At 67.3% G+C, this 25,233-nt stretch carries 24 protein-coding genes and 7 tRNA genes; 19 read left to right on the top strand and 12 right to left on the bottom strand.

All coding sequences use genetic code 11. The features are described 5' to 3' along the window. Positions 1-27: 27 nt before the first annotated feature. The 5 genes from ppsR (at position 28) to AC5P5M_RS00525 (ending at position 4,271) form a co-directional block, all read left to right on the top strand. Complete coding sequence (gene ppsR, locus AC5P5M_RS00545; protein WP_053517875.1) at positions 28-849, top strand: posphoenolpyruvate synthetase regulatory kinase/phosphorylase PpsR; 822 nt, start codon at positions 28-30, stop codon at positions 847-849. A gap of 177 nt (positions 850-1,026) precedes the next feature. Beyond that, positions 1,027-1,539: a DUF1249 domain-containing protein gene (locus AC5P5M_RS00540; protein WP_053517876.1), complete on the top strand. Its 513-nt coding sequence runs from the start codon at positions 1,027-1,029 to the stop codon at positions 1,537-1,539. Positions 1,540-1,579: 40 nt separating this feature from the next. After that, positions 1,580-2,068: an NUDIX hydrolase gene (locus tag AC5P5M_RS00535; protein WP_053517878.1), complete on the top strand. Its 489-nt coding sequence runs from the start codon at positions 1,580-1,582 to the stop codon at positions 2,066-2,068. 93 nt (positions 2,069-2,161) lie between these two features. Next, complete coding sequence (locus AC5P5M_RS00530; RefSeq protein ID WP_481505366.1) at positions 2,162-2,794, top strand: DUF2239 family protein; 633 nt, start codon at positions 2,162-2,164, stop codon at positions 2,792-2,794. 115 nt (positions 2,795-2,909) lie between these two features. Then, complete coding sequence (locus AC5P5M_RS00525) at positions 2,910-4,271, top strand: MATE family efflux transporter (protein WP_495205454.1); 1,362 nt, start codon at positions 2,910-2,912, stop codon at positions 4,269-4,271. Between the two features lie 98 nt (positions 4,272-4,369). On the opposite strand, the gene AC5P5M_RS00520 is transcribed toward AC5P5M_RS00525, so the two are convergent. Beyond that, on the bottom strand, positions 4,370-5,020 hold the full coding sequence (locus AC5P5M_RS00520) for a class I SAM-dependent methyltransferase (protein WP_065182725.1): 651 nt from the start codon (positions 5,018-5,020) through the stop codon (positions 4,370-4,372). Positions 5,021-5,363: 343 nt separating this feature from the next. Here AC5P5M_RS00520 and AC5P5M_RS00515 point away from each other — a divergent pair, with 343 nt between their 5' ends. The 10 genes from AC5P5M_RS00515 (at position 5,364) to AC5P5M_RS00470 (ending at position 15,505) form a co-directional block, all read left to right on the top strand. After that, entirely contained in the window at positions 5,364-5,978 is a 615-nt protein-coding gene (locus tag AC5P5M_RS00515; protein WP_053517884.1) for a CDP-alcohol phosphatidyltransferase family protein, read from the top strand. Between the two features lie 22 nt (positions 5,979-6,000). Further along, positions 6,001-7,092 carry a class III poly(R)-hydroxyalkanoic acid synthase subunit PhaE gene (gene phaE / locus AC5P5M_RS00510; RefSeq protein WP_495205453.1) on the top strand — a complete coding sequence of 364 codons (1,092 nt, stop codon included), beginning with the start codon at positions 6,001-6,003 and terminating at the stop codon, positions 7,090-7,092. 3 nt (positions 7,093-7,095) lie between these two features. After that, positions 7,096-8,169 (top strand): class III poly(R)-hydroxyalkanoic acid synthase subunit PhaC, encoded by a 1,074-nt coding sequence (locus AC5P5M_RS00505; protein WP_053517887.1) that lies wholly within the window; start codon positions 7,096-7,098, stop codon positions 8,167-8,169. Between the two features lie 32 nt (positions 8,170-8,201). Continuing rightward, positions 8,202-8,573, top strand: coding sequence for a YfeK family protein (locus tag AC5P5M_RS00500; protein ID WP_128989216.1), 372 nt, complete (start codon positions 8,202-8,204; stop codon positions 8,571-8,573). A 64-nt stretch (positions 8,574-8,637) separates the two neighbouring features. Then, positions 8,638-8,841, top strand: coding sequence for a PspC domain-containing protein (locus AC5P5M_RS00495; RefSeq protein WP_053517889.1), 204 nt, complete (start codon positions 8,638-8,640; stop codon positions 8,839-8,841). An 11-nt stretch (positions 8,842-8,852) separates the two neighbouring features. After that, entirely contained in the window at positions 8,853-9,290 is a 438-nt protein-coding gene (locus tag AC5P5M_RS00490; protein WP_164153109.1) for a hypothetical protein, read from the top strand. A 707-nt stretch (positions 9,291-9,997) separates the two neighbouring features. Further along, positions 9,998-10,213: a hypothetical protein gene (locus AC5P5M_RS00485; RefSeq protein ID WP_005410085.1), complete on the top strand. Its 216-nt coding sequence runs from the start codon at positions 9,998-10,000 to the stop codon at positions 10,211-10,213. A 204-nt stretch (positions 10,214-10,417) separates the two neighbouring features. Next, on the top strand, positions 10,418-12,799 hold the full coding sequence (locus tag AC5P5M_RS00480; protein WP_495205452.1) for a Tex family protein: 2,382 nt from the start codon (positions 10,418-10,420) through the stop codon (positions 12,797-12,799). 208 nt (positions 12,800-13,007) lie between these two features. Further along, positions 13,008-15,203 (top strand): PAS domain S-box protein, encoded by a 2,196-nt coding sequence (locus AC5P5M_RS00475; RefSeq protein ID WP_322523160.1) that lies wholly within the window; start codon positions 13,008-13,010, stop codon positions 15,201-15,203. A 62-nt stretch (positions 15,204-15,265) separates the two neighbouring features. Next, on the top strand, positions 15,266-15,505 hold the full coding sequence (locus tag AC5P5M_RS00470) for a hypothetical protein (RefSeq protein ID WP_053517894.1): 240 nt from the start codon (positions 15,266-15,268) through the stop codon (positions 15,503-15,505). 9 nt (positions 15,506-15,514) lie between these two features. Here the strand turns inward: AC5P5M_RS00470 and AC5P5M_RS00465 are convergent, their stop codons facing one another. Continuing rightward, positions 15,515-16,603 carry a DUF5694 domain-containing protein gene (locus AC5P5M_RS00465; protein WP_065182731.1) on the bottom strand — a complete coding sequence of 363 codons (1,089 nt, stop codon included), beginning with the start codon at positions 16,601-16,603 and terminating at the stop codon, positions 15,515-15,517. 424 nt (positions 16,604-17,027) lie between these two features. Between AC5P5M_RS00465 and AC5P5M_RS00460 the strand changes: the two genes are divergently transcribed. After that, positions 17,028-18,863 (top strand): methyl-accepting chemotaxis protein, encoded by a 1,836-nt coding sequence (locus AC5P5M_RS00460; RefSeq protein WP_495205451.1) that lies wholly within the window; start codon positions 17,028-17,030, stop codon positions 18,861-18,863. Here AC5P5M_RS00460 and AC5P5M_RS00455 read toward each other — a convergent pair. Further along, positions 18,860-20,296: a GGDEF domain-containing protein gene (locus AC5P5M_RS00455; RefSeq protein ID WP_197601000.1), complete on the bottom strand. Its 1,437-nt coding sequence runs from the start codon at positions 20,294-20,296 to the stop codon at positions 18,860-18,862. The two genes, AC5P5M_RS00460 and AC5P5M_RS00455, sit on opposite strands and share 4 nt — an antisense overlap. A 205-nt stretch (positions 20,297-20,501) precedes the next feature. Beyond that, positions 20,502-20,587, bottom strand: a tRNA-Leu gene (locus AC5P5M_RS00450). 141 nt (positions 20,588-20,728) lie between these two features. On the opposite strand from AC5P5M_RS00450, the gene AC5P5M_RS00445 reads away from it, so the two are divergent. Then, a complete protein-coding gene (locus AC5P5M_RS00445; protein ID WP_053520434.1) occupies positions 20,729-21,109 on the top strand; it encodes a response regulator in 381 nt (126 codons plus the stop codon). Positions 21,110-21,149: 40 nt separating this feature from the next. On the opposite strand, the gene AC5P5M_RS00440 is transcribed toward AC5P5M_RS00445, so the two are convergent. Further along, positions 21,150-22,106 (bottom strand): SOS response-associated peptidase family protein, encoded by a 957-nt coding sequence (locus AC5P5M_RS00440; protein WP_283219422.1) that lies wholly within the window; start codon positions 22,104-22,106, stop codon positions 21,150-21,152. A 77-nt stretch (positions 22,107-22,183) separates the two neighbouring features. Here AC5P5M_RS00440 and AC5P5M_RS00435 point away from each other — a divergent pair, with 77 nt between their 5' ends. Beyond that, entirely contained in the window at positions 22,184-22,600 is a 417-nt protein-coding gene (locus AC5P5M_RS00435) for a GNAT family N-acetyltransferase (RefSeq protein ID WP_065182734.1), read from the top strand. A 38-nt stretch (positions 22,601-22,638) separates the two neighbouring features. Here the strand turns inward: AC5P5M_RS00435 and AC5P5M_RS00430 are convergent. From AC5P5M_RS00430 to AC5P5M_RS00400, 7 genes are all read right to left on the bottom strand, one after another. Beyond that, positions 22,639-22,714, bottom strand: a tRNA-Glu gene (locus tag AC5P5M_RS00430). A 48-nt stretch (positions 22,715-22,762) separates the two neighbouring features. Next, a tRNA-Ala gene (locus AC5P5M_RS00425) sits at positions 22,763-22,838 on the bottom strand. A 42-nt stretch (positions 22,839-22,880) separates the two neighbouring features. Next, a tRNA-Glu gene (locus AC5P5M_RS00420) sits at positions 22,881-22,956 on the bottom strand. A 49-nt stretch (positions 22,957-23,005) separates the two neighbouring features. Beyond that, positions 23,006-23,081, bottom strand: a tRNA-Ala gene (locus AC5P5M_RS00415). A gap of 180 nt (positions 23,082-23,261) precedes the next feature. After that, positions 23,262-23,337 (bottom strand) — tRNA-Glu (locus tag AC5P5M_RS00410). Positions 23,338-23,391: 54 nt separating this feature from the next. Then, positions 23,392-23,467: transfer RNA gene (locus tag AC5P5M_RS00405), tRNA-Ala, on the bottom strand. Positions 23,468-23,577: 110 nt separating this feature from the next. Next, on the bottom strand, positions 23,578-23,976 hold the full coding sequence (locus AC5P5M_RS00400) for a heavy metal-responsive transcriptional regulator (protein WP_065175310.1): 399 nt from the start codon (positions 23,974-23,976) through the stop codon (positions 23,578-23,580). 181 nt (positions 23,977-24,157) lie between these two features. Between AC5P5M_RS00400 and AC5P5M_RS00395 the strand changes: the two genes are divergently transcribed. After that, positions 24,158-25,231, top strand: a complete 1,074-nt coding sequence (locus AC5P5M_RS00395; RefSeq protein WP_065182735.1) for a GlxA family transcriptional regulator — start codon at positions 24,158-24,160, stop codon at positions 25,229-25,231. Positions 25,232-25,233: the final 2 nt, after the last annotated feature.

Here is a 25,233-nt window from a genome sequence, read left to right as displayed (position 1 = left end):
TAGGCTTCGTAGGGGGTAAAAGCGCGCATGTCGACCATCCGCCCGGTGTTCTATGTTTCCGATGGAACCGGTATCACCGCTGAAACCATTGGACATAGCCTGCTGACCCAGTTCTCCGGGTTCAGCTTCATTACCGATCGCATGTCGTTCGTCGATGACCCCGAAAAGGCCCGTGAAGCCTGTGCCCGGATCCAGGCGGCGGGGGAGCGCTACCAGGTCCGGCCGATCGTGGTGAACTCCTGCGTGGACCAGAGCCTGAGCCTGATCCTGGCAGACAGCGGGGCGCTGATGCTGGACGTGTTCGCGCCGTTCATCGAGCCGCTGGAGCGGGAACTGTCCAGCCCGCGCCTGGCCCGGGTCGGCCAGGCCCACGGCATGGTCGATTTCGACACCTACCACCGCCGCATCAATGCGATGAACTTCGCCTTGACCCACGACGACGGCATCGCGGTGAACTACGACGATGCCGACGTGATCCTGGTGGCGGTGTCGCGGGCCGGCAAGACCCCGACCTGCATCTACCTGGCCCTGCACTACGGGGTGCGCGCAGCCAACTATCCGCTGACCGATGAAGACCTGGAAAGCGACCGCCTGCCTGCGCGGCTGCGTAACTACCGGCGCAAGCTGTTCGGCCTGACCATCGACCCGGACAGGCTGCAGCAGATCCGCCAGGAGCGCCGGCCGAACTCACGCTACGCCAATCTGGAAACCTGCCGGCGCGAAGTGGCGGCGGCCGAGACCATGTTCCGCATGGAGAGAATTCCGACCCTGAGCACCACCCACACCTCCATCGAGGAAATCTCCAGCAAGGTGCTGGGCACGCTGGGGCTGCAGCGCGAAATGTACTGATCCTCTCCCGCCGGCGCCGGCGATGCCGGGCCACGCTTGATGGCTGCGCTGCGTGCTCGCCGGGCATGCCCCGGCGCTACCCGTCGGCGCGTGGCTGGACAGGGACGATCGCGGCCGGTGGGTTGGCTGCGGCTTGAACCGCCCCCACGTTGAACCACCAACGTGTAGGATCGACCCATGGCCCGAGCCTTGCCCCGCACCGAACGCATTCCCCGCCTGAGCCGGCTGAGCTGGCTCATGGGCCTGTATGCGGAAAACTACCGGCACCTGGTGCGTCTGTTCGCACCGGCCGAGCTGGTTGCGGGCAGCTACATCTCTTCGGTGGGTGATGGTCTGGATGTGCGCCTGGACGTGATCGAGTGCCATCGCTACACCGTCGAACTGCGCCTGACCTACGACCTGGCCGACCCGGTGACCGGCGAGCCGGACCCGTCGGCCTATGTGCGCCTGTACCGCGACGCACGCCAGGCTGAAACCACCCATTGCTACGTCGGCCGCCGCTGGCAGGACACCATGGGGCTGTATCCGCCGCCGGCCGAACTGATCAGCCACCGCATGCGGATGAACACCTTCCTCGGCAAGTGGCTGGAATATCTGGCGGAGCGTGGCCATGGCGTGGCCACCCTGCGTCGCGATCCGGACGGCAGCGCGGCAGCCGATGGCGAGCGTCGCCTGTCGCTGGTGCGCTGATCGGCCATAATCCGGGGCTGACCTGCCGCCGGATGCCGCCATGCCGTATACCCCGATCGTCGCCACCCTGGGCTATGTGCTTTCGCCCGACGGGCGCCAGGTGCTGATGATCCATCGCAATACCCGCCCCGGCGACCACCATCTGGGCAAGTACAACGGCCTGGGGGGCAAGATCGAGCCGAGCGAGGACGTGGCAGCCGGCATGCGCCGCGAAATCGCAGAGGAAGCCGGCATCGCGTGTACCTCGATGCGTCTGCGCGGCACCATCAGCTGGCCGGGTTTCGGCAAGCACGGTGAGGACTGGTTCGGGTTCGTGTTCGTGATCGACGGCTTTGAAGGCAGCCCGCATGGCGGCAACCATGAGGGCACGCTGGAGTGGGTGGACCTGGACAAGCTCGACACGCTGCCGATGTGGGAGGGCGACCGCAATTTCCTGCCGCTGGTGTTCGATGCGGATCCGCGTCCATTCCACGGGGTGATGCCGTACAAGGACGGACGCATGCAGAGCTGGTCGTTCAGCCGGCTGTGAGCCGCGTCGAGGCAGTGCGGATTAATACCCGGGTGATATTGACGCCATAAAATTGCCCGGGTAATATTTCCGCATCGCCCCGGTGCCCGTGCCATGTCCAATGCTCCCCTTCCGCCGTTCAGCTGCTTCGACGGTCATCGACTTGTCGCTTCCGGTACGCCGGACGTCGCCGCGCTGGCGCTCAGGCAGCTGCGTGCCGATGCGGCTGCCGGCCCGCTGCTGGTGTTCGACAACGCCACCGGCCTGACCCGGGATTTCGACACGCGTGGCAGCGTCGCGCAGCTGCTGGTGCGTATCGCCCAGGCCTTCCCGGCATCACGCCCGGAAGCCGATGTGCAGACGGCGGCCACCGATGAACCGGTGGTGGCGCGCGGGCGCGGGCGACCGAAACTGGGTGTGGTCGCGCGCGAGGTCACGCTGCTGCCGCGTCATTGGACCTGGCTGGCCGGACAGCCGGGCGGCGCCTCGGTGGCGCTGCGGCGGCTGGTGGAAGCGGCCAGCCGGGCCGGTGCCGATCTGGACCGGCAGCGCCGCAACGCCGAGCGCGCGTATCACTTCCTGCAGACCATCGGCGGCGATCTGCCCGGCTTCGAGGAAGCCACGCGTGCGCTGTTCGCGCACGACCGCGCGCGCCTGCAGGCTGTGCTGGAAAGCTGGCCTGTCGACGTACGCAGCCACGCTTTGCGTCTGGCCTTCGACGAACCTGCCGGCAGCACCGACGACTGACCTGTCGCCCCGCACATGCAAGCGGCCGCGCTGACCGCGGGCCGTTACTCCTCCCACCTGCGTCTCCTGCTGGCCCCTTGGCCGGGCAGGGCAACGCTTTGCCCATGGAATGCCCATGAATCCCCCATCACTGTCCGCAGCGCCTGTGTCGCCCCCCCTGTGGCGCGCCTATCTCGGGTTGCTGCTGCCGATGCTGTTGACCAACGCCCTGCAGCTGGCCTCCGGGACGCTTGACAACGTCTACCTCGGCCACCTGCTCGGTGCACATGCGGTGGCCGCAGCGGCGGCGGTGTTTCCGATGTTCTTCCTGTTGCTGGCCCTGGCAATGGGCCTGGCTACGGGCGCCACGGTGCTGATCGGGCAGGCGTGGGGGTGCGGTGATGTGGTGCGGGTGCGGCGGGTCGCCGGAACGGCGATCGCACTGATGCTGGCGGTGTCGTTGCTGGTGATGGTGGTCGGCAACCTGTTCGCACCGCAGCTGCTGCAGGCGCTCGGCACACCGGCGCCGATCCTGGGTGAGGCCATCGCCTACGCGCGCATCATGCTGAGCGGCGTGCCGGTGATCTTCCTGCTCTGGCTGGCAACGTCGGTCAGCCGCGCGGTGGGCGATGCGATGTCGCCGCTGCACGCGTTGCTGATCGCCACCTTGATCGGCCTGCTGTGTACACCCTTGCTGATCGTCGGTGCTGCAGGCCTGCCGAGGATGGGAGCGGCCAGCGCCGCATTCTCCGCGGTGCTGGCTTCCACGCTGGCGTTGGCCTGGCTGTTGTGGCGCTGGCGCCGACAGGGGCATCCGCTGGCACCCGACCGTGATCTGCTGCGTGCGGTGCGGGTGGATGGGGTCACGGCGCGATCGATGCTGCGGATCGGGGTGCCGTCATCGCTGCAGATGCTCAGCCTGGCCGTTGCCGAAATCGTACTGCTGGGCTGGATCAACCGGCACGGGTACCTGGCGACCGCCGCCTATGGCGCGGTCAACCAGCTGATGAGCTGGGTGCAGCTGCCGGCGATGTCGCTGGGCATCACCGCCACTGTACTGGCTGCGCACGCGATGGGCGCAGGGCGCGTGGCGCGGCTGCCTGCGATCGCCCGCACCGGTGCGTGGCTGGGGGGCGGGCTGCTGGCTGCGGTGGTGGGGCTGGTGATGCTGTCGGCACCGTGGCTGGTCGGCCTGATCCTGGACGCACCGGACGTACGCGCGCTGGCGACAGAGCAGCTGCGCACGGTGGCCTGGGGCGTGCTGGCAATGGGCGGCGCCTCGGTGCTGGTGGGCGTGATGCGCGGCAGCGGCACGGTCGTGTGGCCGGCGCTGCTCGGAATGGCGGCCATCGTGCTGCTGGAACTGCCGCTGGCGGCCTGGCTGCATGCGCGGCATGGCCTGGCGGGACTGTGGTGGGCCTGGCCGCTGGGACTGGTGATGATGCTGGTGCTGCAGCTGTTCTGCTTCGCCGGTTGGCGGCGCCGGATTGCCGGCTGAGCGCCTGGGCGCCTGGCCGCTGCGCTCGCCGGGCATGGCCCGGCGCTACCGGGCCGGCATCCTTGAGGTAGCGCCGGGCCATCCCCGACGGAAAACGATCACTGCCGGTGCGCCAGCAGCAGATGGAAGTGCTTCTCGCGCTGCTGGCCATCGTTGCCTTCCGCGGTTTCACGGTGTGCCCGCCAGGCCGAAACACGGAAGCCCGAGATCCGCAGCGCGCGTTCCACCGCCTCCAGTTCGTGCAGGTGGAAGGTCGAGGCAAACGGCAGACCGCGCATGAAAGTGGCATCGCCGAACGCCAGGCACAGGCGGCCGCCAGGGCGCAGCACCCGCGCCAGTTCGTCCAGCACCGGCGCCAGGTTCGGCCAGAAGTAGAGGGTGTTTACGCTCAGCGCCGCGTCCACGCAGGCATCGGTGACGGGCAGGGCGTGGGCGTCGCCATGGCGCAGTTCCGCGCGATCACCCAGGCCGGTCGAGGCCAGTCGCTGGTTGCCGGCCGCAACCATGGCGGTGGACAGTTCGATACCGAGGTAGCGGCTGTTGGCCGCTTGCAGCAGCAGGGGCGCGAACGCGCCATTGCCCGGGCCGATTTCCAGCACGCTCTCGCCTGCAGCGGTCGCGAGCAGGCGGATGGCGGCCTGGTTGAGCCCGCCATTGCTGCGGTTCATCGCGTCGGCCACGTCCAGGGCGTGGTCGCCATGGGGCATCCGCAGTTGAGCGGCCAGGGTGGCTGCGTCCAGCATCGGCATCGTCCGGTGAGGGGATCAGGACGTGGCGACGGCGGGTCCGCCGCTGACCATAGCGCCAGAGAGCCGGCTTGGGAAGGGCGGAAACCCCGCCAGAAGTGATGAGCAAATGTCCACCGTCGCAGTCGGTGAGAACGGGTTGTCCACAGGGGGTGTGGATTACGCGTGGGCAACTTTGTGGATAAGCCTCGACAGGCGCCACCCCCCTAGGCTGTCAAGATGGGTGGCGAAAAATTCACCGCTGGTGACGATGCGTGAGCGACCGGTGAAGGGGGAACGCGGGCCGTGCTGTCGCCAGCGGCTGCGCTCGCGGTAACCTGTGGCCCTTGATGCCCCGTGAGACTTCATGAAACGTCACTTCTCGATGCTGCGCGAGTTCCAGCTGGCGGACTGGTTCACCCTGGCCAACGCCTTCTGCGGCACCGGCGCGGTGTTCGCCGCCATGCGCTTCCTGCAGGATGGCGAGCGTGGCTACCTGCTGTTCGGCATGGCGTTGATCCCGCTGGCCTTCATCTTCGACGCGCTGGACGGCCGCATCGCGCGCTGGCGCAAATCCAGTTCGACGCTGGGCCGCGAGCTGGATTCGCTGTCCGACGTGATCTCCTTCGGCGTGGCCCCGGCCGCGCTGGCCTATGCCTGTGGCATGCAGGGCGGGTGGGACTGGCTGGTGCTGAGCTACTTCGTCTGCTGTGGCGTCAGCCGCCTTGCCCGCTACAACGTGACTGCCGAGGCGCTGGCCGGCGACGAGGGCAAGGTGAAGTTTTTCGAGGGCACCCCGATCCCGACCAGCCTGGTGCTGGTGATCGTGCTGGCGATCGCGGCGGGTACCGACGCGATCGGCCCGGACATCTGGCTTGGCCAATGGCAGCTGGGTCCGTGGCAGTTGCATCCGATGGTGCTGCTGTTCGCCCTGTCCGGGTCGCTGATGATCAGCAAGACCCTGCGTATTCCCAAGCCATGACGGCATCCTGCGGAGGCCTGCGATGACCAGTTCGGCCCATGACGCCGGCAGCAGCGATTTCGAGACTCTGGCCGGGCAGTATTTCGGGGCTTGGGGCGATGCCCTGCGCCATGCCTCCGCCGCCGGTGCGCCGGGCAGCGGCGATGCCGGCAGCTGGCAGCGCCTGTTTGACGGCTGGAGCCAGATGCTGCCCGAGCAGGGGCCGGGTGCGCCGGAGGACGCGGTGCGCCGGTTCCGCGAGCAGGCGGGCAGCTGGTACGGCACGATGCAGGAGGTCGCCAGCCGCTTCGCCGGTCGCGATGCCAGCAGCGCAGAAGTGGCACAGGCCTGGCGTGAGGCAGTGCAGGGCCAGGGGGATGGCCTGCTGCAATGGATGCTGCAGGGCGCGCGCGGCAGCACCCAGGCCGGCGGTTCGTTGCCGGAGTTCGCCAACTGGCTGCAGCAATGGCAGCTGCAGGCGGGCCCGTGGCTGCAGAGCCCCGCCTTCGGTCCCGGCCGTGAACACCAGGCGCGCTGGCAGGCCCTGCTGCGCGCGCAGGAGGATTACCAGCAGCAGTCACGCGCCTATGTCGAACAGATCCGGCAGGCGCTGGACGAGGCCTTCGAGCTGTTCGAGCAGCGGCTGGCCCAGCATGAGCAGCCCGGCAGCCAGTTGACCAGCGCGCGGGCGATGTTCGACCTGTGGATCGAGGCGGCCGAAGAGGCTTACGCCAAGGTGGCCCTGTCCGAGCCGTTCCAGCAGGTCTATGCGGACCTCGGCAACGCACAGATGCGCCTGCGCGCTGGGCTGCAGCGCGAAGTGGAGCAGGTAAGCGAGCGGATCGGCCTGCCGACCCGTTCCGAAATGGATGCCGCGCACCGTCGCATTGCCGAGCTGGAGCGCAGCCTGCGTCGCCTGCAGGCGCAGGTGACGGTGCTGGCGGGTACGGCGACGGTGGATCCGGCCGCACAGCCGGCCCCGGCCAGGGTGAAGCCTGGCACTCGCAGGGCGGCCGCGAAGAAGCCGGCGCCAACGCCGAAGGCTGCAGTCAAGAAGGCTGCAGTCAAGAAGGCTGCTGCAAAGCGTGCGCCAGCCAGGAAGGCGACATCCCGTACTTCCTCGCGGAAAACATGACCGATGAAGGGACCTCTGGGCTTCAATGCCGATGACCTGATGCAGGAGACCCTGGCCATGCAGCGCAAGCTGATGGAAGGGCTGAAGCTGCTGCCGCAGGTGGAAGATGTCGATTACGGGGTTACCGCCCGCGAGGAAGTCTGGCGTGATGGCAAGGTGGTGCTCTATCGCTTCGTCGGCGAACAGGCACCGACCCGGCGGACGCCGCTGCTGATCGTCTACGCACTGGTCAACCGCCCCTACATGGTTGACCTGCAGGCCGATCGCTCGCTGGTGCAGAAGCTGCTGGCACTGGGGCAGGACGTGTACGTGCTGGACTGGGGCTACCCGGATCGATCCGAACGGTTCCAGACGCTGGAGGACTACCTGCTGCGCTACATCGAGGGCGCGGTGGATGCCCTGCGCGCGCGCAGCGGCGGCCCGGTGGACCTGCTCGGCATCTGCCAGGGCGGTGTGTTCGCGCTGTGCTATGCGGCGCTGCGCCGGCAGAAGCTGGGCAAGCTGATCACCATGGTGACGCCCGTTGATTTCCACACCGCCGACAACATGCTCTCGCACTGGGCGCGGCAGGTGGATGTGGACCTGCTGGTGGACACGCTGGGCAACATCCCGGCCGACCTGATGAATGCCAGTTACCTGATGCTCAAGCCGTTCCGCCTGAACGTGCAGAAGTACGTGGGCCTGCTGGACATCCTCGATGACAAGGCCGCGCTGGAGGATTTCCTGCGCATGGAGAAATGGATCTTCGATTCGCCGGATCTGGCGGGCGAGGCGTTCCGCGACTTCATCAAGCAGTTCTACCAGGACAACGCGCTGGTGAACGGTACGGTGCGGATCGGCGAGGAAGCTGTGGATCTGTCGCAGGTGACCCTGCCCGTGCTGAACATCTATGCCGAGCAAGACCATCTGGTGCCACCGGATGCGTCGCGCGCGATGCGGGGGCGCCTGGGCACGGAGGACTACACCGAGTCCAGTTTCCGCGGGGGGCATATTGGAATCTACGTGTCCGGACGGGCGCAGCGCGAAGTGCCAGCTACGATTGATGGCTGGTTGAAGGCCCGGGACGGGAAGGGCTAGTCTCAGGCGCTCTGGACGGGCTGGAGCCAAGGATGCTGTCGCACAAATCACTGCTGGTTGCAGCGCTGCTGCTGACCCCTGCATGGGCCCCTGCGGCCCCGGGCCCCGTAGCGCGCGGCGAAATCGCGCAGCTGATCTCCAGCCTGGACGGCTCCCAGTGCCGTTTCCAGCGCAACGGCCGCTGGTACGACGGCAGCAGTGCGCGCGCGCACCTGCAGCGCAAGTACGACTACCTGCTGAAGAAGGACCTGGTGGAGAGCGCCGAGCAGTTCATCGAACGCGCGGCCACCCAGAGCAGCATGAGCGGCAAGGCCTACCGCATCCAGTGCCCCGGGCAACCGGAGCAGGCGTCGGCCGCATGGTTCAGCGCCCGGCTGCAGGCGCTGCGCCAACGCACGCCGTAGACAGGGGGGCGGTGTAGAGTCGAGTCCTGTTCGACTGCTTTATGCACTGCCAGGAGGATCCGCCATGAGTACCACGCCCCGCACGTTGTCGCGCTCGCTGAACGACCGGATGATCGCCGGGGTGATGGGCGGCATCGCGCATCGCTTCGGCTGGAATTCCACGCTGCTGCGGGTGGTCTTCGTACTGGTGTCGCTGGCATCGGCGGCATTTCCCGGCATCCTGGTCTATCTGATCCTGTGGCTGCTGATTCCCAACGAGGCCGATTGAACCGTCCTGCCATGGTCCGGCCGATCTGGCTGCGTGCCTTGCAGGTGCTGGGTGCAGCCTGGACCGTTCCCAATTCGCTGATCGGCCTGGTCGGAGGCCTGGCCGGGCTGCTGGGAGGTGCGACGGTGCGCTGGAGCGGCCTTGACTGCGCGCTGGTGTTCGACCGCTGGCCCTGGGGTCCCGGCGGGGCGATCACCCTGGGCAACGTGATCCTGCACACCGGGCATGACCTGGGCATTTCCTGCCGCACCTATGCGCATCAGGCGGGGTGGGGCGTGGAACCGCTGATCCGGCTGGATGATCACGAACGTGCGCACGTGTACCAGTACATGGTGCTGGGGCCGTTGTACCTGCCGGTGTACCTGTTGTGCGGTGGGGTGAGTGCGCGCAACCCGTTCGAGCGGGCGGCGGATCATTACGCCCGGTTCGGGCACGGCTGGTGGCCGTAGTCTGCAGCCAACGGCACAGCCCCTCGTGGGCGGCAATGGACGCCGTGAACCGTTCCCTGGGGGCTTGGCCGCGGCATTCATGCCGCGGACACCCCCGCGACCCCAACCCGACCGCCCTCTGATAGAGGGCTGTGGCCTGCACCACCCACGGAAAAGAAGAAAGAACAGCAGAAGCCGGTCGCCCGCTGCGCGTGCTCGTGTAGAGCCGAGCCTGCGCTCGGCTTCGTGGACTGACCTGAAAGCAGCCGAGCGTGGGCTCGGCTCTACAAAATGCAGCCGGCCAGGCTGCTTTTGCTTTCGATCTTCTTTTTCTTTTCCGTGGGTGAACGTGCCCGAAGAACTGTCAGGGGCCGGGCGGGGTGGGTTCGCGGGACCGTTGGCGCCATGGATGGCGCCATCGAGCCCCCAGGGACGGGTTTACGGCGTGTCCCGCGAACCCACCCCGCCCGGCCCAATCACATGAAACGCGTTACACGACCGCCCGCGAGGGGCTGCGCCGTTGGCGGGAATTCCCTTGGGATTCGTTAGTTGGAAGTTAAGGATCCGTAAGCATTCTGCTGCGATCCCGCCGTCATCTGCATGCAACCGATCGTCATTAGCCTGCGTGACGTTCCAGTCAGGTACGACGCGGTAAGCTCCTCTCCGATGGGCTCGCAGCATCGCTCATCGAGTGCAGTACGCAGTAGCAATTTGGAGGAATACATCACATGGCAATCGTTCTCTATGTCGGTGGTAGCAAGGATGGCGAGAAGGGCGTGGTGCCCTATGGCTTCAGCAAATCGCGGGCCGACACCGCGCTGGGGCCGGAGTTCTACACCGAGCGGTTCATGGAACTGCAGGGTGTCGGCAAGGTCAGGCTGATGGCATTGGAAGGCATGCGTGACGAGATCGTCATGCAGCGCGCCGCCCGCCACTACCGCTGACCCTCGCAACACGCGGCAGGGCGCGCCCACCATCGCGCGCCCGCGCCGGCATCCCAGCCCCGGGCCAGTCCGAGCCCCCCTGCCAGGATGCCGGCGTCCAGACCGGCCACGCCGCTGAACCCCGTCTGCTGTCAATGTCTTGTCCGGCTCCGTCGCGGATTGCCAGAATGGGGTCTTCCCGTAACGCGGCACAGACCTGAAGCAATGCACGACGCCAAGAACGCCCAGAGCGCGCTCGCCCAGCAGATCGCCCAGACCATCGCCGAGGAAATCGGTGCCCAGCCCAGCCAGGTGCGCGCCGCGGTCGGCCTGCTTGACGAAGGTGCCAGCGTTCCGTTCATCGCCCGCTACCGCAAGGAAGTGACCGGTGGCCTGGACGACACCCAACTGCGCAATCTCGAAGTGCGCCTCACCTACCTGCGCGAACTGGAAGACCGCCGTGCGGCGGTGCTGGCCAGCATCGACGAGCAGGGCAAGCTCAGCGACGAACTGCGCAACGACATCCTCGCCGCCGATACCAAGAGCCGACTGGAAGACCTGTACCTGCCGTACAAGCCCAAGCGCCGTACCCGTGCGCAGATTGCCCGCGAGGCCGGCCTGGAGCCGCTGGCCGATGGACTGCTCGCCGATCCGACGCAGGACCCTCAGGCCTTCGCGGCCAGCTTTGTCAATGCCGACAAGGGCGTGGCCGATACCAAGGCGGCGCTGGAGGGCGCGCGGGCGATCCTGATGGAGCGCTGGGGGGAAGATGCCGCGCTGGTGGGCGAACTGCGCACCTGGCTGGGCGAACACGGCGTGATCCGCGCCCGCGTGGCCGAGGGCAAGGAGACCGAGGGCGCCAAGTACCGCGACTATTTCGAGCACGCCGAAGCCTTGGCGAAAATTCCCTCGCATCGCCTGCTGGCGCTGTTCCGCGCGCGTCGCGAGGAGATCCTGTACCTGGAGCTGGACCCGGGCAGCGATGCCGAGGCAGGCCATCAGTACGCAGAGGGGCGCGTGGCCCGCAAGGCCGGCATCGCCGACCAGGGCCGTGCCGCCGACCGCTGGCTGCTCGATGCCTGCCGCCTGACCTGGCGTGCCAAGCTGCACATGCACCTGCTGCTGGATCTGTTCAACCAGGCCCGCGAAAAGGCCGAAGCGGACGCGATCACCGTGTTCGGTGACAACCTGAAGGATCTGCTGCTGGCTGCGCCGGCGGGCCCGAAGACCGTGCTCGGGCTGGATCCAGGCATCCGCACCGGCTGCAAGATCGCAGTGGTCGATGCCACCGGCAAGCTGGTCGCCACCGAGACGATCTATCCGCACGAGCCCCGGCGCCAGTGGGAGCAGTCGCTGCAGACGATCCGGCAGCTGTGTACGCGGCACAACGTGGAACTGATCGCGATCGGCAACGGCACCGCCAGCCGCGAGACCGACAAGCTGGCCGGCGAAGCGATCAAGGCGGTCGGCAACCCGAAGCTGCAGAAGGTGGTGGTCAGTGAGGCCGGTGCTTCGGTGTACTCGGCTTCCGAGCTCGCAGCCAGGGAGTTCCCGGACCTGGACGTGTCGCTGCGCGGCGCGGTGTCGATCGCGCGCCGCCTGCAGGATCCGTTGGCCGAGCTGGTCAAGATCGAACCGAAGGCCATCGGCGTGGGCCAGTATCAGCATGACGTCGATCAGTACCGCCTGGCGCGCGCGCTGGACGCCCGCGTGGAGGACTGCGTGAACGCGGTCGGGGTGTACGTGAACACCGCCTCGGCCGCGCTGTTGTCACGCGTGTCCGGCCTGTCAGCGACGGTGGCCGAGAACATCGTGCGCCATCGCGATGACAATGGTCCGTTCAAGCGCCGCAAGGACCTGCTGAAAGTCGCCCGGCTGGGTGAGAAGACCTTCGAGCAGTGTGCCGGCTTCCTGCGCATTGCCGACGGCGACGAGCCGCTGGACGCGTCCGCCGTGCATCCGGAAGCCTATCCGGTGGTCGAGCGCATCGTCGCCAGTACCCAGCGCCCGATCAAGGCGTTGATCGGCGATGGCAGCTTCCTGCGTGGGCTGAAGGCCGAGCAGTTCACCGATGCGACCTTCGGCGTGCCGACGGTGCGCGACATCCTCAGGGAGCTGGAAAAGCCCGGCCGTGACCCGCGCCCGGAGTTCAAGGCCGCACGTTTCGCCGAGGGCGTGGAAGACATCAAGGACCTGCGCGAGGGCATGGTGCTGGAAGGCGTGGTCAGCAACGTCGCCGCGTTTGGTGCCTTTGTCGATATCGGCGTGCACCAGGACGGCCTGATCCACATTTCGGCGCTCTCCGACACCTTCGTGAAGGACCCGCGCGACGTGGTCAAGGCTGGCGATATCGTCAAGGTGAAGGTGCTTGAGGTGGATGTGCCGCGCAAGCGCATCGCGCTGACCCGGCGCCTGGACGATACCCCCGGCCAGGCCACCAGCCGCCCCGGCAGCCGTGACGAGCGTGGTCAGGGCCCTCGGCGTGACGCCGGCGGGCCGGGCCGGAGCCCGGGACGGAGCCAGGGCAACGGCGGTCGGCCCGCCCCCTCGGCAGCCCCGGCCAACAACGCACTGGCTGAAGCCTTCGCCCGCGCCAAGCGCAGTTGAGGAGCGTGTCCCCCGTCACGGTTGAACCGGGGCGGGGGACTTGTCGATTTTCCCCGTGATTGCGCACACTTGCGCATCTGGGGAGGCGTGTGGCCGACCCGCTGTCGCTGGGGAGGACCATGACGCCAGCACGCCCCGTCCGATTCCGTGACAGCTGCAGCGGATTGCTGCGGCCCGTGCACGCCTGCGCGGGACGGAGAAGGGCTTGATGGCGGGTCAGGGCAACAACAGCAACGATCTGCTCGAACGCCGTCTGCATGCGCTGGCCGAAGAGCGTCGGCGGCTTGCGATGATCATCGAAGGCACCGCTGCCGGCACCTGGGAGTGGAACGTGCAGACCGGCGAAATGCGGGTCAACGCGCGCTGGGCCGAAATCGTCGGCTACCGGCTGGAAGAGCTGGAGCCGATCTGCCAGAAGACCTTCGCGGCACTGGTGCATCCGGACGACATCGCGCTGTCGGACACCGCGCTGCAGGAGCATTTCGATGGGCGCAGCGACAACTACGCCTGCCTGGTGCGCATGCGCCACAAGAACGGCCAGTGGATCTGGGTCCATGACCGCGGTCGCGTGTTCGAATGGGACGGTCAGGGGCGGCCGTTGTGGATGGCGGGTGCCCACGCCGACGTCACCGAGCTGCAGCAGGCACGACAGGACGCGGCCGAGAGCCGCCAGCGCCTGCAGTCGGTGGTGGACGCCTCCGACGACGTCGCGGTGATCGCGACCGATACCGATGGCACCATCACCCTGTTCAACACGGGGGCGCAGCGCCTGCTGGGTTACAGCGCCGCCGAGGTGGTCGGCCTGCGGCGGCTGGATGCCTTCCATGAGCCGGATGAGCTGAAGGCCTGGCTGCAACCGCTGGCCGACCCGCAGGGTCGCCTGCCGGATGTGTTCGAGGCCCTCAGTGCGCATGCCGAAGGGCAGACCTATTCGCGGCGATGGACGCTGCTGCGCAAGGATGGCCGGCAACGCCAGGTGCGGCTTTCGATCAGCCGCATGGACGGCGCCGATGGCACGCGCATCGGCTATGTCGGCATGGCCATCGATATCACCGAGATCCTGCAGGCACGTGCGGAAGCACGCATGGCGGCGGAGAAGTTCGCAGGCGCCTTCACCTCGGCTGCGCTCGGCATGGCGCTGGTTTCGCTGGAAGGGCGCTGGCTGGATGTCAATGACGCGCTGTGCCGCATCCTGGGCTATGCGCGCGAGGAGCTGCTGCAGGTCGATTTCCAGCGGCTGACCCATCCGGACGATCTGCAGGCCGATCTGGCCCTGGTGCAGGACCTGCTGGCAGGCCGGTGCAGCCATTACCACCTGGAGAAGCGCTTTCTCGATCGCAACGGCAGGGTGATCTGGACGCGGCTGTCGGTATCGCTGGTGCGCAACGAACGCGGTGAGCCGGTGCATTTCGTCTCGCAGATCCAGGACATCAGCGCACAACGCAGCAGTGAACAGCGCCTGTTTGAAAGCGAGCAGCGCAGCCGCATCACCCTCGACGCCGTCGCCGACCTGGTGCTGAGCGTCAGCCTGGAGGGCCGCATCGAATATGCCAATGCCGCTGCCGTGCGCATGCTGGCCGGCGACGGCGCACAGGCGCTGGCCGGCTACAGGGTGCAGGACGTGCTGGAACTGACCACCGAGTACGCCCCCGGCTCGATGCTGGACGTGGCCGTACTGCTGGACCCGGAAAGCAACGCGGTCGACCTGCATGCCGACCTGCTGCTGCGGCTGGGCACGGCGACGGTGCCGGTGGACCTGACCCGCGCCTGGCTGCGCGACGATGAGGGCCATGTGCGCGGTGCGGTGTGGGTGCTGCGCGACGATACCCAGCAGCGTGCACGGCAGCGCGAAGCGCGCCAGCTGGCGGAGATCGATCCGCTGACCGAACTGAGCAACCGGCGGGGGTTCGAAGTCCATCTGCAGCAGGCCATCACCCGGGTCGAGCGGACAGGCCAGGCGGCATCGCTGATGTACATCGACCTGGACCGCTTCAAGCCGGTCAACGACACCTGGGGCCACCTGGCCGGCGATGCGGTGCTGTGGGCGGTGGCCAGCGTGCTGCGCCACGGCGTGCGCGATTCGGACGTGGTGGCCCGGCTGGGCGGGGACGAGTTCGCGGTGATCCTGTCCGGCTGCACGCCGCGCCGCGCGGCGCGGATCGGCGGCGAACTGCTGCAGACCCTGGCCAGTCTCTCCATTCCCTGGGACCAGCACCGCCTGCGGGTGGGCGCCAGCATCGGCATCGCGCCGCTGCTGGGCGGCATGGGGGTGGACCAGGCCGTGGCTGCGGCCGATGCGCAGTGCTACAGGGCCAAGGCAATGGGACGCAACAACGTGCAGGTGCAGGGGGAAGCCGGCGAATGGCCGGCTGAGGGCGTGGACAGCGACGCCGGTGGCGGCTGATCTCAGTCTGTGAGAGGGCGGCCGCGAATACTGCGCGCACACCCACCCCGTTGGAGAGCGACATGCGTTTCTGGACCCCGGATGCCCTGCGTGCCTTCGCGCCGGCAATGGTCGGCTGGTGGCTGGCGGTAGCCGCCTGCCTGCGTTTGGAGCAACTGCACGGCGATGCCCGGGCGCAGGCGCTGCTGCCCACCCTGCAGGGCGGCGTGGTGGTGCTGCTGATGCTGACCCTGGGTGCCATCGTGGCCGCCTGCGTGCTGCTGTGGCGGTCGCGGCGCGGGGATGCGCCGGCACGCTGCTAGCCCTGGCGCTCAGTCCAGCACGCTGTTGGCATCAACCAGCAGCACGTCGTGCATCTGGTTGAGGTAGGCCTCGTAGTAGCCCTTGTGCGAGGCGCCGACGAGGGTCAGCATGCGGGTGCCCGGGTGCTGGCCCAGCACCTCGCGCATGTTGGCGACCATGCGCAGGTTGCGGGTTTCCCAGTAGCCGACGTAGTTGCGCCCGAAGCCTTCTGGCGATGGTTCGACCAGGGCCGCGCCGAAATCGCTGTTGTAGACCTGGGCGATGGTGTCGGGCGCGTTGTAGTTCCGATAGAGCGCCAGCAGGCCATCCGTGCTGCCGAGTTCGGCGTGCAGGGCCGTATCGGCGGCCCGTCGTGCCTTGCTGGCGGGATTGTTCCAGGCGTTCATGATGGCTTCGCCAGCCGCCTTCTCCAGTGCCGCAGGGGTGGGCGAATCAGCGGTGTGGTCATCGACTGCCCACAGGCGTTCCAGGCCCAGGCGTGCGGCAAGCTCGGCCGCGATCAGGCTGACTTCGTTGCGTCGCACGGCGCGTTTGTCGAGGAACTGCACCAGTTGCGGTGACAGGCTGTCTGCGGCGCGACGCTCCTGCGGCGGCAGGCGCAGCCACTGCACCAGCGCAGAGCCGTTCTCACCTGCGGCCAGGAACAGTGCGGCTAGCCGGCGACGCTGTGCGTGCGTCGGTGTGGCGGGCCATGCCGCCAGCACGCGATCGACTTCGGCATTGGCCGCTGGAACATCCAGACCGGTGGCGGCCTGGGCAGGTGCAGGATCGACGCAGTAACTTCCCACGCTCTCGGCATAGCGGGCGGGATTGCGGCGCATGAAATCGCATTGCAGTCCGGACAGGTTCTCCACCGCGATCGCCGTCGGCCGCCATGCCTGCAGGCGCTGCAGCAGCGGCTCCAGCATTGCCGGCTGGAAGGTCGGGGGCAGGCCGGACAGGTGCGGTGAGCCCAGCACCAGCACTTCGTTGACGCGGCCGGCGGGCGGGCCCTTGAGCTGTGCGGGGTTGAAACTCGGCCGATAGCCTGCATCGGCGGCCAGCGCGCCGCTGCTGCACAGGCCGAGGGCGAAAAGAGCAGCCAGGCGTGAAAACATGCGATCTCCGTGTCGATGGACGGTCCGTGGTGGGCGCATCCTTGCCTGTCCACCCCCTTGCCGACAGCCCCGATGGTCATGGCAACCTTTTCGTTGCAGGCTGCATCTAGGGGCCCGTCAGGCGCTGCAGGGGGAGGGGGCTGGACAGGGCCCGCTGCGGAGGGGCCTAAAGCCCGGAACGGAGGTGCCGATAACCTCACTGGATCCCGCTCCCGTCACCCGCTGCAGGACCCCAGGCTGCCCCGTCGGGCGGCCCGCGCAGTGTGTTCCGCCGCTCCCGGATGTCGATCGCACCCGCCCCCAGATGTTCTTGCCCGTTGCTCGAGAGGTGCCTGCCGGCACCTGTAGTCCAAGCAATTGATGTCGCCGTCGGGCATCCCGCCTGGCGGATCGCAACCGCTTACCGGACACCGAGGATCAGACAATGCTCATTCCAGGCCTTACGGCAGGCGCACAGGCGCCAGCCGAGCTGCACACCCGTTGGTCGCCGTGGCGTTCCCTGCTGGGGGCGCTGGCGGGACAGCCTCGGCCCGGCAGGGTCGACAGCGATCGCGGTCATGCCGAGCTGGCCGCCCAGGTGGCCGCACTGCATCGCGTGCAGGCGGTGATCGAATTCGATCTGGATGGCACCGTCCTGCAGGCCAACGACAACTTCCTGCAGGCGGTGGGTTATCGTCTGGACGAAATCCAGGGCAGGCATCATTCGCTGTTCGTCGATCCCGATCAGGCGTCCAGCGCCGAGTATCGGGACTTCTGGGCCCGGCTGGGACGTGGCGAGTTCGACGCCGGACAGTACCGACGGCTGGGCAAGGGCGGGCGCGAAATCTGGATCCAGGCGTCCTACAACCCGGTGCTGGACCCGCAGGGCCGGCCCTTCAAGGTCGTCAAGTTCGCGACCGACATCACCGCGCAGAAGCTGCAGGCCGCGGACTCGGCGGGGCAGCTTGCCGCCATCGACAAGTCGCAGGCGGTGATCGAGTTCAGCCTGGACGGGCACATTCTCTCGGCGAACGCCAACTTCCTCGCCGCCACCGGCTACAGCCTGGAAGAGGTGCGCGGCCAACACCATGCGCTGTTCGTGGAGCCCGAACTTCGCGACAGCGCCGAGTACCGCCGGTTCTGGGAAAAGCTCGGGCGCGGCGAGTACGACGCCGGGCAGTATCGGCGGCTCGGCAAGGGCGGCCGCGAGATCTGGATCCAGGCCTCCTACAACCCCATCCTGGATGGCAACGGCAGGCCGTTCAAGGTCGTCAAATACGCTACCGACATCACCGCGCAGGTGCATGAGAACCAGGCCATGCAGCGTGCGGTGGCGCAGACCCGGGAAGTCGTGGCGGCGGCCAAGCAGGGCGACCTGACCCGTACCGTCGCCATTGCCGACAAGAGTGGCCCCATCGCCGAGCTGTGCGATGGCGTCAACGCGCTGGTCGAAGCCATGGCGGGCATCATCGGCCAGATCAAGTTCGCTGCCGATACCATCGCGGTCGGCGCGACCGAAATCGCGCAGGGCAACAGCGACCTGTCGCAGCGCACCGAACAGCAGGCGGCCTCGCTGGAAGAAACCGCCGTGTCCATGAAGGGCCTGGCCGATACGGTGCAGCGCACGGCGGCCAATGCGCGCCAGGCAAGCCAGCTGGCCGGCGGCGCAGCGGAGGTGGCTGCGCGCGGCGGCAGCGTGGTGCACGAGGTGGTGGCGACGATGGCCTTGATCAACGCCTCCTCGCGTCGCATCGTCGACATCATCGGGGTGATTGACCGCATCGCATTCCAGACCAACATCCTGGCGCTGAACGCTGCCGTGGAGGCGGCCCGTGCCGGCGAGCACGGCCGTGGGTTCGCGGTCGTCGCCACCGAGATCCGCGAACTTTCGCAGCGCTCGGCCAGCGCCGCCAAGGAGATCAAGCAGCTGATCGACACATCGGTGGCCAATGTCGGTGCGGGCACGGCGCAGGTGGAAAGTGCTGGCCGCACGATGGACGAGATCGTGCTCAACGTGCGCAGGGTCAGTGACCTGGTCACCGAGATCAGCAGCGCCTCGCAGCAGCAGAGCGATGACATCCAGCAGATGAACCACGCGGTGGACCTGATCGACCAGGGAACCCAGCAGAACGCGGCGCTGGTCGAGGAAGCGTCCGCCGCGGCGCGCAGCATGGAAGAACAGTCGGCCCACCTGCTGCAGACCGTCGCCGGATTCCGTGTGCAGGGGGCGGCGGGCGGCGGTACCCTGCAGCATGGCGTGCCGACCCTGCGCGTGGTCTAGGCGCGCAGGGCAGGGGCCGCTGTACGTTCCGGCAAAGCCTCGCCGCGGACGCAGTTGCGGCCCGCGCGCTTGGCCCGGTACAGGGCCTGGTCCGCACGTTCGACCACGCTGTCCGGTTCCTGCCGAGCATCGGCAGCCAACCATGCCACGCCGATGCTGACGGTTACGCTGGACGGGCCGGACGGCAGCGCGGCGTCTTCGACCGCCACGCGGATGCGCTCGCCCATGGCCATCGCATGGGCCACGTCGGAGGAAGGCAGCGCAGCGATGAATTCCTCGCCGCCGTAGCGGGCGAGCAGGTCGTCACCGCGCTGCAGGCAGCCATCGATGATCGCGGCCACCGCCTGCAGGCGGCGATCGCCCTCCGGGTGTCCGTAGGTATCGTTGAGGCGCTTGAAGTGGTCGATGTCGATCATCAGCACCGCCAGGCCCAGGCCCTGGCGCCGCGCGCGCCGTTGGGCGCCCGGCAGCGATTCATCGAAACTGCGGCGGTTGCCCAGCCCGGTCAGCGGGTCACGCCGGGCCAGCGCTGCCAGCTCGTCGCGCTGGCGCTGGATGTCCACCTGGCTCAGCACGCTGCGCAGTGCATAGCCCAGCATGGCGCCGATGAAGCCCACCGTTGCCATCGTCTGGTTCGTGCGCGCCATCAGCAATGCGACCAGCATCAGCAGAAGCGGCAGCATCAACGGCACGCTGGCCTCGACGAAACGCCGCAGGTTGCGCGGGACAGGCGGCGCGGTCCTGCGCCGCGGACTGCCGGCGATCACCGCCAGCAGCAGGAACAGGCCGCTGATGAGCAGATCTGCCCATCCGCCGTCCGGGGTCTGCGGCCGATACCGGCTGACGTACTGCTCGATCAGGAAGTAGCCGAGCAGGAACAGGGTGAGGGTGCGGAAGAAGTCGCGGCGATCTGCGTTGTCCTCGGCCAGGTAGCGGATCAGCGCGAAGCTGAACAGCAGGCTGTTCTGCGTGGTGCTGATGGGGTTCAGGCCATGCGTCCACAGCGCGGTATCCAGCTGCGCAGTCGATTGCGCGTGCGTGTAGTACAGCAGCCAGAGCAGGCCGATGATCGACAGGTCGACGCTGCGGACATGGCGGTTCCGGCTGTCGGCGCTGGCGGCCACGTAGGTCAGCGGGATGCGATAGAACACGTAAAGGATCAACGATGTCAGTGCGACCTGCGCCGGCCAGGCATCGGTGATGCCTGGAAACAGCAGTGGGAGCAGTGCGACCGGAAACAGGCTGACGGCGAAAGCGAAGGTCCTCCATTTGCAGGCGGCGTGGCTGTCACGCGCACGGCGCACGCATGCCATGGCCGCCAGCAGCGGCGCGGCGCTTGACATCAGGAACGAACCCACCGGATCTCCAGGGCCTGCCAGGCCGACGACGAATGCATGCGTGACCAGAAAAAACAGTGCAGCCGGCAACGTCATGCATTCCCCCGCCCCCAGGTACGGCCAGTCACGATAGGCAGATGCGCATGCGCCTTGCAAGAATTCCGCAGCGTTGGCCTGCTGGCAACGTTGTCAGCTGCGGCGCGCACGGCGGCGGCGCTGGGCGGTCGCCGCGCGGGAGGGGCGACGCAGGTGACGGGCCGGAAATGCAGAAGGCCAGGTCGTGGACCTGGCCTTTGATGCATGGTGCCGGTGAAAGGACTCGAACCTTCATGGGGTTGCCCCCGGCTGATTTTGAGTCAGCTGCGTATACCATTCCGCCACACCGGCAGGCAGCGGGTGATTTTACCCGAGGTCGAGCGCACTTTCATAGAGGCTGCCCGGCGCGGGACGATTGCGGCCGAATCTGCCGGCATTGCCCCCCGTGATCGCTATACTGCGCCGGCGTGATATGCACAGGAGCGGGAATCGATGGCGGCGTTGCAGGACCTGCGGGTACTGGTGGTCGAGAACGACGAGATGAGCGCGGCCCTGCTGCAGATGCAACTGGTGCAGGCCGGTGCACAGGTGGTGGGGCTGGCTGCGAGCGTCGGCGAAGCACTGAGGCTGCTGGAAGAAACCACGCCGGACGTGGCGCTGCTGGACTATCGCCTGGCCCACCAGGAAACCAGTGAGCCGGTCGCGGCGGCGCTGGCCGCCCGCGGCGTGCCCTTCGTGCTCGCGACCGGCATGTCGGCGGAGCAGCTGCCACAGGCCATGCAGTCGGGTGTGCTGCTGGTCAAGCCCTACCTGTCGGCGGAGCTGTCGCAGGCGCTGGCCCGCGCGGTCGGGCACTCCAGCGCCCGCGCCTGATCCAGGCGCGGTGCCCGGACGATCCGGCCGCAGTGCGTGCTCAGGCGGACTCCTCGAAGACGTAACGGATCTCCTCGCGATCGTCGAGGATGCGGTATTGGCTGGCAAGATCGCCAGGTTCCGGATTGAGCCATGCATCGAGGTGCTCGGGCCGGATCGGCACGATGCCGCGATCATGGCCGGCGGCGGAGATATCGGCCGGCGGCGTATCGGTGATGGTCGCAAATGAGAGGAGGCGTCCTTCGGGGCCGTCCCACTCGGACCAGAGGCAGGCTACCAGCAGGTCGCGGGGCGGGTCGGGGCGGAACTCAAGGACCACATCTCCCGTCCTGCCATCAGGGGCCGGTGCGCGTCCGCCAACCGCGTGCCGGGACACATGCTCGTAGAAGGCCTGGATGACGACCACGCCATGACGCTGCCCGAAAGCGCCGCGCCAGTAGCCTTCCAGGCTGTCACGGCGGGCGTTGTAACTGCCCGGATAGAGCACGTCGTTGCGCGCGGGCGCATCCGGCAGACGGCACCGGTAGCGCATCGGCTTGATCACCCGTTGCCCGTTCTCGCTCACCATCACCGGCGCGTAGGTGCCGGGGAAAATGCGGTTGTCGCGGGGCAGCAGCTGCACGCGATGCAGGTCGTCGAGCCGGGTCTGCGCGCGATCGATGCGGTTGCCGGCGATGCGCAGCTCGTTGCGCGCCTTCAGTGTGGGACGGGTGGCCAGGGCTGCGATTGCGATGTCGCGGCGTTCGCGCTGCTGGGCCAGCTCGGCTTCCAGCGTGGCCTGCTCCTGTGCATGCCACCGCTGGATCCGGGCCACGATGTCGCGGCCGAGCTCCGTGCGCGCGCCAGCGAAGCCGTCATCCATGGCCTTGGGCGTCCTGGGTTGCTTCTTGCCGGGGTCGTACGCATACAGCGCGGCGAACTCCTCCAGCGACAGCACGGCACCGAACTCGCGCACCAGCTTGGCGTAGTCGGCCCGGATCAAAGCGGAGTAGCACATGCGATATCTGTCGGGGTGAGTCGCGGCGGCTGCGACGCGGATGCGGCAGGATAGCCTGACACTCAGGGAGATTCCGCATGAACGATCCTGCCCATTGCCATTTCCGTGAAGGCGTGCCCACGGTCGAGGCCTATTGCCAGCTCCGGGCGCTGGCCGGGCTCAGCGCCAAGACCGCCGAAGCGGCTGCACGTGCGCTGCCCAATACCCTGTTCGGTGTCTGCGCCTATCAGGGCAGTGAGCTGGTGGCGATGGGCCGGATCGTCGGCGATGGCGGCTGCCACCTGCAGGTCTGCGATATCGCCGTGCTGCCGCCGTTGCAGGGGCAGGGACTGGGCAAGGAGGTGATGCGGCGTCTGGACGAATGGATGCAGGCCAACCTTCCGCCTTCGGCCTATGTGAGCCTGCTCGCCGATGGCGAGGCACATCGGTTGTATGCGCAGTACGGATTCGCGCCGACGGCGCCAGCCTCGATCGGAATGTATCGACGCTTCTGAAAAGAAAAACCCCGGCCGAAGCCAGGGTTTTCAGAAATTGGCGTCCCCACGGGGATTCGAACCCCGGTCGCCACCGTGAAAGGGTGATGTCCTAGGCCTCTAGACGATGGGGACGCACGAAAACTTCAAGTTGTAGAACCTTCGACGGCCTGATGTCGAAAGTGGTGGAGCCAAGCGGGATCGAACCGCTGACCTCCTGCATGCCATGCAGGCGCTCTCCCAGCTGAGCTATGGCCCCATGAAACCAGGATGCCTGCCGGGAGCAGGGTCCTTTTGAAACTGGCGTCCCCACGGGGATTCGAACCCCGGTCGCCACCGTGAAAGGGTGATGTCCTAGGCCTCTAGACGATGGGGACGCACGAAAAACTTCAAGTTGTAGAACTTTCGACGGCCTAATGTCGAAAGTGGTGGAGCCAAGCGGGATCGAACCGCTGACCTCCTGCATGCCATGCAGGCGCTCTCCCAGCTGAGCTATGGCCCCGTGTTACCGAGCCGCCTATCATACCTGCGTGTTCACGTTTGTGGAAGCCTTTTGAGCTTTTTTCGTTCCGGCGCCCCGCATACGATCCGGGAGACCACCGTGACGCCACAACCTGAATGCCGGTTGGCGGTGAACAAAAAAGACCCGGTTATCGGCCGGGTCCTCGTTGTTCGTGATGAGTGGCGTCCCCACGGGGATTCGAACCCCGGTCGCCACCGTGAAAGGGTGATGTCCTAGGCCTCTAGACGATGGGGACGCAATTCTCATCAATGTTCTTTAGCGACCTTTCGACGGCCTAATGCCGAAAGATTGGTGGAGCCAAGCGGGATCGAACCGCTGACCTCCTGCATGCCATGCAGGCGCTCTCCCAGCTGAGCTATGGCCCCACGTCGCTGAGGAGCGAAATAATAGCGATGCCCCCTGGGGTTGGCAAGCATTTGTTGCACTTTTCTTCACGTCCGCGGCCGGGTGCGCCATCGTTCCGCCGGGTGCCTGGTCACTCGCCGTCTTCGGTCAGCGCCGCCAGGATCGGGCAGTGCACCAGCGCACCGTGGCCAGGGCAGGCCTCGACCAGTTGCGACAGTGCCGCATGCATGCGCTGCAGTTCGTTCATGCGCTGCTCGATGTCGCGCAGGCGCGTCCGTGCGGTGTCACGCACGCTGCCCATGTCGTGCTGGTGCTGGTCGCTCAGTGCGAGCAGTTCAGCGATCTCCTCCAGGCTGAAACCCAGCGCCTTCGCACGGCGGATGAAACGCAGGCGACGCAGGTCCTGCTCGCCGAAGATGCGGTAGCCACCGGCCGAACGTGCCGCGGTGGGCAACAGCTGCTGGCGCTCGTAGTAGCGGACCGTATCGATCGGGACGCCGGCCCGGCGCGCCAGCTGACCAATGTTCATGGCGGAATTCCTCGGGTTTCCGGTCGCCATTCTGAACCCTTGAGTCTGGTACAGGGTCAATGCGATGTGTGAGTTACGCATCCAGTGCACTTTGCAACTTTCTTCATAGCCTCGCCGATGGAGCACTTTCTACCCTGCACCTGAACCGGTCATTCGCTGGCCAGAACCGAGGAGGTGCACCGTGGAGGGAATCAGGAGCGAGGGGTTCGTTGAAGTGGGGGTGGTCGAGTACCCCGGTGGCGACCCGTCGGCAGCATCGGTACTGGCTGAAATGGCACATGTGGCCAACCGCGTGGCGCAGCAGCAGCGGCGCCCGTTCAAGCGGGTGCTGGTGACCCGCTGGATCGTGCCGGCCAGCCGCAGCGGGGTACATCGCATCGCGGGCGCGGACATGCTGGACGCGGCCATTCCCGCGGTGATCGCGGTTCCGGGCCAGGTCAGTTCGACGGCCTCTCTTCGTACCGATGAAATCCTGCTCGACTGGCTCCGTGCGCACTACGACGGCGGCAGTCTGCTGGCGGCCGCGGCGGATGGGGTGAGCGTATTGGCCCGGGCCGGCCTGCTGGCGGGCCGGACCGTGTCGGGTCCGGATCTCAGCCGCCATCCCGGACTGGTGGCGCAGGCTGTCAGCTGGGTACCCAGCGAACGCGCACTGGTGGACGATGGTGATCTGCTGACCGTCGCTGGCGTGCAGGCATGGCGCTTTCTTGGCCTGCGACTGCTGCACCGGCTGTTCGGTCAGGGCGTGGCCAGCGCGGTGGCCACGCAGCTCGCGATCACCGTTCCGGAACCGATCCAGCAGGATCTGGAGCGCTTCAGCGCCAACTTCGCCCATGGGGACCGCGACGTGCTGAAGGCCCAGCGCTGGCTGCACACCACGGCGGCGCGCGGCGCCACGCTTGCTTCGATCTGCGAAGTGGCCGGGCTGGAGCCGCGCACTCTGCAGCGCCGCTTCCTCAGAGCGACCGGGCTGCGTCCGATCGAATACTGCCAGCGACTGCGGGTGGCCAAGGCGCAGACATTGCTGCAGCAGGGGGCGGGTATCGATGAGGTGGCCTGGGGGGTCGGCTATGCCGATCAGAGTGCGTTCCGGCGTCTGTTCCTGCGCATCGTCGGCATGACGCCCGCGAACTATCGACGTCACGTCAGCAACAAGCGCCGCGAACGCCCGCTGCTGCCCTCCGTGGCAGGGAGCCTGCGCGGATTGGCGCCGGCGCCGACGCCGGGCATTCAGATGGGGCGCAGCGCGGCTTGACG

The sequence above is a fragment of the Stenotrophomonas sp. YJH_SMC_106-19 genome (genome assembly GCF_059368375.1).
The sequence above is the reverse complement of the archived record's forward strand: the minus strand, read 5'-3'. Positions and strand labels throughout refer to the sequence as shown.